Below are 9,040 nucleotides of genomic sequence, written 5' to 3'. Positions count from 1 at the left end.
CGCGGGCCGGCGCGCTCGCCGACGCGCTCGCCCCGGCCCTGGGCAAGGGTCCGGCCCACGACGCCGCCGCCGCCGCGGTCCGCGCGGCGCGGGACACCGGCCGGCCGCTCGCCGAGCTGGTCGCCGCCCGCACCGATGTCGACCCAGCCGCCGTGCTGGCCGCCGCCGCGCCGGACGTGGGCGAGGCCGGCGCCCAGGTGGACGCCGCCCTGGCCGAGCACGCCGCACTCACCGAAGGGGAGCAATGACCGCCGTCGAGGTCTCGTACACCGAGGAGGGGCCGCGCGACGCGCCGGTCGTCGTCCTCTCCAACTCCCTCGGCGCCACGCGCGCCATGTGGGACCCCCAGGTGCCCGCGCTGGCCGAGCGCTTCCGCGTCGTCACCTACGACACCCGGGGGCACGGCAGCTCGCCCGTGCCCGAGGGCCCGTACAGCCTCGACGACCTGGTCGACGACGTCGTGGCGCTGCTGGACCGGCTCGGTGTGCAGCGGGCGCACGTGGTGGGGCTGTCCCTGGGCGGGATGACCGCGATGCGGATGGCGGCGCGCGAGCCGGAGCGCGTGGGGCGGATCGCGCTGCTGTGCACGTCCGCGCTGCTCGGCCCCCGCGAGATGTGGACCGACCGGGCGCGCACCGCCCGCACCGAGGGCACCGGCGTGCTCGCCCCGGTCGTGGTGCAGCGGTGGTTCACGCCCGGCTTCCGGGAGCGCGAGCCCGAGCTGACCGCGCGGATGGAGGCGATGATCGCCGGGACGCCGGCCGAGGGGTACGCCGGCTGCTGCGAGGCGATCGCCGAGATGGACCTGCGCGCCGACCTGCCGACGATCGGCGCCCCGACCCTGGTCGTCTCCGGCGTCGAGGACCCGGCCACCCCGCCGGAGCACCAGCAGGCCATCGTGGACGCGGTCCCGGACGCCCGGTTGGTGTCGGTCAGCCCCGGGGCGCACCTGGCCAACGTCGAGCAGCCGCAGGAGGTCACCGGCGCGCTGCTCGGCCACCTCGACGAGGCGGGAGGCCGGCGGTGAGCGAGCTGCCCGGCACCGACGACGAACGCCGCGAGGCCGGCATGGCCACGCGCCGGCAGGTGCTCGGCGACGCGTGGGTGGACCGCGCCGTCGCCGGCACCACCCCGTTCACCGCCGACTTCCAGGACTTCATCACCCGGGTGGCGTGGGGCGACATCTGGCAGCGGCCGGGGCTGGCGCGGCGGGACCGCAGCCTGATGACGCTGTCGATCACGATCGCGCTGCGGCACTGGGACGAGTTCGCCCTCCACGTGCGGGCGGCGAAGAACAACGGCCTGTCCGACGAGGAGATCGCGGAGGTCATCCAGCACGCCGCCGTGTACGCCGGCGTGCCGTCGGCCAACCACGCGTTCAAGGTGGCCGGGCCGATCCTCGACGAGCTGCGCGGGGCCTGACCCCGACGCGACCGTGCGGTGCCGCGGGAGGGGTCGCGGCACCGCACGGTCGGTCGGTCGGAGGGGCGGCGGTCAGGGCGTGGCGTCCCCGCTGCCCTGGTCGGCGGTCCCGTCGTCCCCCGCGACAGCGCTGTCGCCGGGGACCGTGGCGATCGCCGCGTCCCCGCTGCCCTGGTCGGCGGTCCCGTCGTCGTCGGTGGCCGCGACCCCGGCGTCAGGTGTCGTCGTGCCGGTCCCGGCGTCCGCGGGTGCGGCCGGGGCCGACTCGGCGGGCGCCGCCTCGGTGGGCTCGGTCACCGGGAGCGCGGTCTCCTCGGCGTCCTCGGGGAAGGAGAACCGCCACAGCTGGCCGCCCTCGACGACGTCCTCCGTGGCGGGGTCGTCGGCGTCGGCGGGGAGGGTGCTGTACGCCGAGACGTAGACCGTGCCGCCGCGGCCCAGCTCCAGGCCGGACGGGAACGGGACGTCGACGATCGCGTAGGTGGCGTCCTCGGGCTCGTCGGTGGTGAACCGGACGACGCTGCCGGTCCCGGTCGGCGGGCCCTCGCTGCCGAGGATCTGCGAGACGTAGACGTGCTCGCCGTCGGGCTCGACGGCCAGGCCGTTGATGCCGGTGAAGCCGCCCCAGCGGCCGGTCTCGTCGCCGTCGGCGTCGTAGCGGACGACCTCGGCGACGCCGGGACGGAGCGAGCCGACCCCGCCGACGTAGATGTTGCCGTCGGCGTCCTGGTCGAGGGCGCTGGGGACGAACTCGGGGGTGGCCTCGTCGTCGTCGGACTCGTAGGCGGCGAAGACCTCGACCTCGTAGTCGGGGAGGCCGTCCTCGTCGACGTCGTCGAAGTCCGGCGTCACCTTCCACACGGCGTTGGCGCCCGCGTCGGCGACGAGCAGGTACTCGTCCTCGCCGGGATCGCCCTCGGGCGTCGGGTCGACGACGATCACGGCGTTGGGGTTGCTGTCCAGGGCCGTCTTGCCGTCGGGGTTCAGGCGCTCCTCCTCCGCGCCGAGGTCCACCCAGGGCAGGACCTCGCCGTCGATGCTGAGCAGCAGGTGCTCCTGGGTGGCGGCGCCGTTGTCGTCGGTCTCGGCGCCCGGCTCCGCCAGCGCGTCCGGGGTCCCCTCGCCCTGCGCGATGACCAGGAGGCCGGGGAGGCCGACCGCGACGCCGTCGGAGCCGACCGTGCCCTCCGCGGACTCCACGGAGTACAGGTCGTCGACGATGCGCTCGGCCTCGGCGTCCTCGGTGCGGGAGGGCCGGTTGACGGCCGCGATGGCGCCGGTGTCGCCGGCGCAGACCTCCTCCGCGGCGGTGGCAGCGGTCGCCGCGTCGTCGGCGCCCGTCGCGGTGTCGTCGGCCGTGGCCGTGGCCGTGGCCGTGGCCGTGGCCGGGGCGTCGCCGCTGCCCTGGTCGGCGGTGCCGTCGTCGTCGAGCGGGACGGCGGTCGGCGCGGTGTCGTCGGCCGTGGCCGTGGCGGGGGCGTCGCCGCTGCCCTGGTCGGCGGTGCCGTCGTCGTCGAGCGGGACGGCGGCCGGTGCGGTGTCGTCGGCCGGGGCGTCGGTCGCGGGCTGCGCCGCTGACGCCGCTGCCGGCAGGGACGGCGAGCAGTCCTCGCCGCCCTCGCCGCCCTCGGCGACCAGGAGGTTCCGGCCGGCCCAGGCGAGCTGGCGGGGGTTGTCGAGCCCGGTGGCGACGACGACGTGGTCGAGGGGCTCGCTGTCGGGCGTCTCGACGGTGGCGGATGCCGCGGTCGCGCAGCCCAGGAGGAGGGCGAACGAGCCGGCGGCGACGATGGTCTTGCGCATGAGGGATCTCCGCTGCGGGTTGGCGTTGTTCTGGAAGGCCCCCGGACGGCTCGGCGCCGGAGGCGGATGGCAGTGCGTCCCCGATGGCGGTCGACGGTAGGTAGGTCCCGGTGGACCCGGAGCCCCCATGCAGGGGGGCGGCAGCGGGCGTCCCCTGGGGGTCTCGTGGCGTGCCCGGAACCCGGTGTGAGCACAGCGACACCCACGGCCGCGTCCGCGGCGTCCGGGGGCGGGCACCGGTGCCCGCCCCCGGACGCGCGAGGACCCTGCGTCGGTTTCCGCGGAAACCGACGCAGGGTCCTCGCCCGTGGCGCTCCGGGTCAGACCGTGGCGGGCAGCTGCATCTCCCGGACGGCGTCGCCGATCGTGAGCGGGGCGCCGGTCGCGGCGGCGACCTCGTCGGCGGAGACGCCGGGCGCGGTCTCGACGAGCACGAAGCCGTCGGGGGTGACGTCGACGACCGCCAGGTCGGTGATGACCCGGTCGACGCAGGCCTTGCCGGTCAGCGGCAGGGTGCACTCCTGTACGAGCTTGGGCGACCCGTCGCGGGCCGTGTGCTCCATCATGATGATCACCTTGCGGGCGCCGTGGACGAGGTCCATCGCGCCGCCCATGCCGTTGACCATCTTGCCGGGGATCAGCCAGTTGGCCAGGTCGCCCCGGGGGTTGACCTGCATGGCGCCGAGCACGGCGACGTCGAGGTGCTTGCCGCGGATCATCCCGAAGGACAGCGCGGAGTCGAAGAAGCTGGCCCCGGGCAGGATCGTCACCGTCTCCTTGCCGGCGTTGATCAGGTCCGGGTCCTCCTCGCCCTCGAACGGGTAGGGACCGACGCCGAGGATGCCGTTCTCCGAGTGCAGCACGACGTGCACGCCGTCGGGGATGAAGTTGGGGACCAGCGTCGGCATGCCGATGCCGAGGTTGACGTACTGGCCGTCCTCGAGCTCCAGCGCCACCCGGGCGGCGAGCTCGTCACGGGTCAGGGTCATCTCAGTTCCCTCCGGGGGTCGACTCGTCGCCGGCGGCGGCGGGCGTGGCCGGCGACTGCCGCGGGCGGGTGGTGAGCTTCTCGATCTTCTTGTCGTCCGGCCGGGCCAGCACCACGCGGTCGACGAACACACCGGGCAGGTGCACGAGCTCGGGACGGATCTCGCCGGGCTCGACGAGCTCCTCGACCTCGGCGATGGTGATCCGCCCGGCCATGCCGGCCAGCGGGTTGAAGTTGGCCGCCGACTCGTGGAACACGAGGTTGCCGTGCCGGTCGCCGATCGCGGCGCGGACCAGCCCGAAGTCGGCGGTCAGCGCGGTCTCGAGCACGTACTGGTGGCCGTCGAACTCGCGCACCTCCTTGGGTCGGCTGACCTCGACGACGTTGCCCTCGGCGTCGTAGCGGACCGGGATGCCGCCGTCGGCGACCATCGTGCCCACGCCGGTCGGGGTGTAGAAGGCCGGGATCCCGCTGCCGCCGGCCCGAAGCCGCTCGGCCAGCGTGCCCTGCGGGGTCAGCTCCACCTCCAACTGACCGGACAGGTACCGGCGGGCGACCTCCTTGCTGCCGCCCACGAACGAGGAGATCGTCTTGCGGATCCGCCCGGCGTACAGCAGCACGCCGAGGGCCGCGTCATCGACCCCGCAGTTGTTCGAGATCGTCGTCAGGTCGGTCGTGCCCTGCTCCAGGAGCGCGTCGATCAGGGCGTACGGGATGCCGCACAACCCGAACCCGCCCACGGCCAGCACCGCGCCGTCCTCCACGTCGGCCACCGCCGCTGCGGCGGACCCCACCACCTTGTCCATCTGCTCTCCTCGTCGTCCTCGGGCGTTCAGGATCGGGCGGGGGAGGGCTGCGAGCCCTCCGCCCGGGTCTCGGTGACCAGGCGCGGCCGGGCCGCGGCCAGCCCGGCGCACACCTGCAGCGCCACCAGCACCAGCAGCAGCACCAGGCTGGTCCGCCACCCGCCGGTGGCGTCGTGCAGCAGGCCGACGGCCAGCGGCCCCGTCGCGGCGAGCAGGTACCCCACGCTCTGCGCGGCCGCGGAGAGCCGGCCGGTCTGGCCCACGTCCCGGGTGCGCACCAGGACGAGGGTCATGGCCAGCGGGAAGGCGACGCCCGTCCCCAGACCGTAGAGCAGGGACCAGAGCACCGGCGCGGCACCCGGGGCGACCAGCAGCCCGGCGACGCCCGACAGCTGCAGCGAACCGGCGCCGAGCACCCAGCCTGCCTGGCCGGCCCGGCGCGCGGCCAGGGGCGGGACGAACAGCGCGCACGGGGAACCGAGCGCGGCGGCCAGGGCCAGCAGCCCTCCGGCGGCGGCCGCCGACATCCCGGCGTCGTCCTCGAGGATGTTGGGCAGCCAGGTGAGCATGGCGTAGAAGGACAGCGACTGGAGGCCGAAGAAGGCGGTCACCGCCAGCGCCACCCGGTCGCGCAGGACGGCGGCCACCGGCAGCCGGGCCGACGCCGGGACGCGCTCCACGGGGCGCCGTCCGGCGAGCAGGCCGATGCAGACGACGGCGAGCAGGACCGGGACCAGCCACACGGCCAGCCCGGCGACGGCCGAGCCGGCGGCAGCGGCCAGCGGCTGGGCCAGCCCGGCCCCGAGGCTCGCAGACAGCGCCATCGACGCCGTCGTCGCGCCCAGGACCGGCGCGCTGCGCCGCCCGTACTCCGCCCGCACGGCGGCGGGCACCAGCACGTTGGCCACGGCGATCCCGCTGGTGAGCAGGACGGTGCCCGCGAACATCCCCCAGGTGCCGGCCAGGCGGAGCGCGACGCCCACCGCGAGCAGCACCGTCCCGGCGAGGACCGCGCGGTGGAGGCCGATCCGCGCCGCGAGCGCCGGCGCGGCGGGGGAGACCAGACCGAAGCAGACCAGCGGGAGCGCGGTGAGCACGGCCAGCGCGGTCGTGGAGACGCTGAGCTCGTCGCTCAGGTCGCCGAGCACGGGGCCGACCGCGGCGAACGGGGCCCGCAGGCAGAGGGCGACGAGGACGAGGGCCACCGCGGGGGCGATCAGGACCCACCACGGTCGACGTCGTTCGGGTGCGGGCGAGCTCACGACCCGGTACGCCGGGTGCGCAACAGGTCGTGCTCGATGTTCCGCGAGGTCTCCAGCAGCGCCGGCACCAGCTCGCCCTCCAGCTGCGCCATCGACGTCCGGCTGGCGTGGACGGAGATGTTGAGCGCGGCGAGCACCTCGCCGTCGGCGTTGCGGATCGGCGCGGCCGCCGAGCGCAGGCCCTCCTCCAGCTCCTGGTCGACCAGGGCGTAGCCCTGCCGGCGGGCCAGCTCGACGGCGGCGCGCAGCTCGACCGGGTCGGTGACCGTCCGGTCGGTGTGGCGGGTGAACGGTGCGCGCCGCAGGTAGTCGGCGAGGTCGGCGGAGCCCAGCCCGGCGAGCAGCACGCGGCCCATCGACGTGGCGTGCGCCGGCAGGCGGGTGCCCACCGCGAGCAGCACCGTCATGATCCGCTTGGTGGGGACACGCGCGACGTAGACGATGTCGTCGCCGTCGAGGACCGACATCGACGAGGACTCGTTCACCTGCGAGACCAGCGTCTCCAGGTGCGGCTCGGCGACCTCGGGCAGGGTCAGCCCCGACAGGTAGGAGTAGCCGAGCTCCAGGACCCGCGGGCGCAGGGAGAACTCCCGGCCGTCCATGCGCACGTAGCCCAGCTGCACCAGGGTGAGGAGGAAGCGGCGCGCGGCGGCGCGGGTCAGCCCGGTCGCCCGGGCCACCTCGGAGAGCCCCAGCCGCGGGTGCTCGGCGTCGAAGGCCCGGATGACGGCCAGGCCGCGGTCGAGCGACTGCACGAAGGTGCTGTCGCGCGCCGGCAGGTCGGCCGGTTCCTCGGCGATCTCCACGCGCTTCCTCCTGCAGCCCTCGGGGCGCGGCTCGGCGTCCCGCGTGCCATTGTGCGCAGGGTGAACGGTTGTACGGCAACTGGTCCTCACCGGCGATCACACCGCGGTCACGGACCGGAGACGACGCTTGACGGTGGCAGGCATCACCTGTTTCCGTTCTCCTGCAGAACAGCGGTTCGCGCAGCGAACGCCTGCCATCCGGATCCAACTCCCCGGGGAGCGCCCATGCGCCGAACTCGAGCGGCCCTCGCTGCCGCGCCGTTGCCGTCCGCCGTCCGCGGCGGGGACGACGGCCCGGAGGTGTGGTCGTGAGCGACTCCGGTCCGGTCACCGTCTACGAGCCCGCTGCCGACAACGCCGAAGCCGGCGTCGCGCCCAAGCCCCCGCGACGCCGCGCCGTCGGCAGCTCGCCGTTGGTGCTGGGCACGATCGGCCTGCTGGGCCTCGTGCTGCTGTTCGAGATCCTGCCGCGGCTGGAGATCCTGCCGAGCCAGTTCTTCCCGACGTCCTCGGAGATCGCGGTGGCGCTGGTCGACCAGCTGGGCCAGCCGGACTTCTGGGCGGCGCTGATGGACACCATCCAGGGCTGGGCGCTGGGCCTGCTGATCGCCGCGGTCGCCGGTGTGGTGCTGGGCATCGTCATCGGCAGCTCGCACTTCCTGCGCGAGCTGACCGCCTCCACCATCGAGTTCCTCCGGCCGATCCCGTCGGTGGCGCTGATCCCGCTGGCGGTACTGCTGTTCGGCACCTCGATCGAGAGCAAGCTGCTGCTGGTCATCTACGCCTCGTTCTGGCCGGTCCTCATCCAGGTGCTCTACGGCGTCCAGGACGTCGACCCGGTCGCGCAGGACACCGCCCGCGCCTACCGCTTCGACTTCGCGGCCCGCATCCGGTACGTCACCTGGCCGACCGCGCTGCCCTACATCATGACCGGCCTGCGGCTGTCGGCCGCGGTCGCGCTCATCCTCGCGGTCACCTCGGAGCTGGTCATCGGCAACCCCGGCATCGGCAATCGGCTGGCCGTCGCGCAGAGCAGCGGCGCGATCGAGGCGACCTACGCCCTCGTGGTCGTCTCCGGCATCCTCGGCGTGATCGTGAACCTGGTCTTCCGGTGGATCGAACGACGGACCCTCAGCTGGCACCCGTCCCAGCGAGCAGAGGTGGCGCTCTGATGGCAACCCTCCGGCGTCTCGGCTTCGCTCTCGGCCTGCCCCTCGTGCTGTTCGTGCTGTGGTGGGTGACCTCGGCGAACAGCACCAACTTCTACTTCCCGCCGCTGTCGCTGATCCTCGACAGCCTCGTGGAGGAGTGGTTCGGGCCCCGGCTGGCCGAGGACGTGCTGCCCAGTCTCCTGCGGCTGGCCGCCGGCTATGCCATCGCTGCCGTCGTCGGCATCACCCTCGGCGTGCTGATCGGCACCTACAAGCGGCTGCGCGACCTGGTCGAGCCGGTTCTCGAGTTCTTCCGCGCCATCCCGCCGCCGGTCATCGTGCCGATCCTCATGCTGATCTTCGGCATCGAGAACACGATGAAGATCGTGGTGATCGCCTTCGGGTGCATGTGGCCGATCCTGCTCAACACCGCCGAGGGCGTGCGCGCCGTCGACAGCGTGCTGTCCGACACCGCCCGCACCTACCGGATCTCCGGTGCGGCCCGGCTCCGCTACCTGATCCTGCCGGCGGCCAGCCCGCAGATGGCCGCCGGCCTGCGGCAGGGCCTGTCGGTCGCGATCATCCTGATGGTGATCAGCGAGCTGTTCGCCGCCAGCGACGGCCTGGGCTTCGCGATCGTCCAGGCCCAGCGCAGCTTCGCCATCCCGGAGATGTGGGCGGGCATGATCATGCTCGGCCTGCTCGGCTTCCTGCTGTCCCTGCTGTTCCGCCTCGTCGAGACCCGCTGGCTGGCCTGGTACCACGGCCTGCGCCGCGCTCAGCGCGCGGGATGACGCCCGTG

9 protein-coding genes and 1 pseudogene are annotated in these 9,040 nt (G+C 74.2%); 5 read left to right on the top strand and 5 right to left on the bottom strand.

Going from position 1 to position 9,040, the window contains the following annotated elements; genetic code table 11:
* From MY520_RS22945 to pcaC, 3 genes and pseudogenes are all read left to right on the top strand, one after another.
* A pseudogene (locus tag MY520_RS22945) lies at nucleotides 1-248 on the top strand (3-carboxy-cis,cis-muconate cycloisomerase); the annotation flags it as partial.
* Entirely contained in the window at nucleotides 245-1,027 is a 783-nt protein-coding gene (pcaD, locus tag MY520_RS22940; protein WP_436694885.1) for a 3-oxoadipate enol-lactonase, read from the top strand. The pseudogene MY520_RS22945 and the gene pcaD, both read left to right, overlap by 4 nt.
* A complete protein-coding gene (pcaC, locus tag MY520_RS22935; protein WP_436694884.1) occupies nucleotides 1,024-1,422 on the top strand; it encodes a 4-carboxymuconolactone decarboxylase in 399 nt (132 codons plus the stop codon). The genes pcaD and pcaC overlap by 4 nt, the downstream gene beginning before the upstream one ends.
* A 72-nt stretch (nucleotides 1,423-1,494) precedes the next feature.
* On the opposite strand, the gene MY520_RS22930 is transcribed toward pcaC, so the two are convergent.
* From MY520_RS22930 to MY520_RS22910, 5 genes are all read right to left on the bottom strand, one after another.
* Complete coding sequence (locus MY520_RS22930; RefSeq protein WP_436694883.1) at nucleotides 1,495-3,225, bottom strand: ScyD/ScyE family protein; 1,731 nt, start codon at nucleotides 3,223-3,225, stop codon at nucleotides 1,495-1,497.
* A gap of 320 nt (nucleotides 3,226-3,545) precedes the next feature.
* A complete protein-coding gene (locus MY520_RS22925) occupies nucleotides 3,546-4,214 on the bottom strand; it encodes a CoA transferase subunit B (protein ID WP_436694882.1) in 669 nt (222 codons plus the stop codon).
* Between the two features lies 1 nt (nucleotide 4,215).
* Entirely contained in the window at nucleotides 4,216-5,019 is an 804-nt protein-coding gene (locus tag MY520_RS22920) for a CoA transferase subunit A (protein WP_436694881.1), read from the bottom strand.
* A 26-nt stretch (nucleotides 5,020-5,045) separates the two neighbouring features.
* Nucleotides 5,046-6,281 (bottom strand): MFS transporter, encoded by a 1,236-nt coding sequence (locus MY520_RS22915; RefSeq protein ID WP_436694880.1) that lies wholly within the window; start codon nucleotides 6,279-6,281, stop codon nucleotides 5,046-5,048.
* Nucleotides 6,278-7,087 (bottom strand): IclR family transcriptional regulator domain-containing protein, encoded by an 810-nt coding sequence (locus tag MY520_RS22910; protein ID WP_436694879.1) that lies wholly within the window; start codon nucleotides 7,085-7,087, stop codon nucleotides 6,278-6,280. The genes MY520_RS22915 and MY520_RS22910 overlap by 4 nt, the downstream gene beginning before the upstream one ends.
* A 308-nt stretch (nucleotides 7,088-7,395) precedes the next feature.
* Between MY520_RS22910 and MY520_RS22905 the strand changes: the two genes are divergently transcribed.
* Both MY520_RS22905 and MY520_RS22900 read left to right on the top strand, forming a co-directional pair.
* Nucleotides 7,396-8,259 carry an ABC transporter permease gene (locus MY520_RS22905; RefSeq protein ID WP_436694878.1) on the top strand — a complete coding sequence of 288 codons (864 nt, stop codon included), beginning with the start codon at nucleotides 7,396-7,398 and terminating at the stop codon, nucleotides 8,257-8,259.
* Nucleotides 8,259-9,032 (top strand): ABC transporter permease, encoded by a 774-nt coding sequence (locus tag MY520_RS22900; protein ID WP_436694877.1) that lies wholly within the window; start codon nucleotides 8,259-8,261, stop codon nucleotides 9,030-9,032. Before MY520_RS22905 ends, MY520_RS22900 begins: the two co-directional genes overlap by 1 nt.
* Nucleotides 9,033-9,040 lie beyond the last annotated feature (8 nt).

The organism is Geodermatophilus sp. CPCC 205506 (assembly GCF_051383635.1).
In the GTDB taxonomy this organism is placed as follows: Bacteria; Actinomycetota; Actinomycetes; order Mycobacteriales; family Geodermatophilaceae; genus Geodermatophilus.
Note: the sequence above shows the minus strand (reverse complement) of the source record. Positions and strands in the feature narration are given on the sequence as shown.

Excerpts from the sequence above, each read along its gene's own strand:
- pcaD (WP_436694885.1), top strand. The coding sequence starts at position 245 with ATGACCGCCGTCGAGGTCTCGTACACCGAGGAGGGGCCGCGCGACGCG.
- MY520_RS22930 (WP_436694883.1), bottom strand. The coding sequence starts at position 3,225 with ATGCGCAAGACCATCGTCGCCGCCGGCTCGTTCGCCCTCCTCCTGGGC.
- MY520_RS22920 (WP_436694881.1), bottom strand. The coding sequence starts at position 5,019 with ATGGACAAGGTGGTGGGGTCCGCCGCAGCGGCGGTGGCCGACGTGGAG.
- MY520_RS22900 (WP_436694877.1), top strand. The coding sequence starts at position 8,259 with ATGGCAACCCTCCGGCGTCTCGGCTTCGCTCTCGGCCTGCCCCTCGTG.
- MY520_RS22925 (WP_436694882.1), bottom strand. The coding sequence starts at position 4,214 with ATGACCCTGACCCGTGACGAGCTCGCCGCCCGGGTGGCGCTGGAGCTC.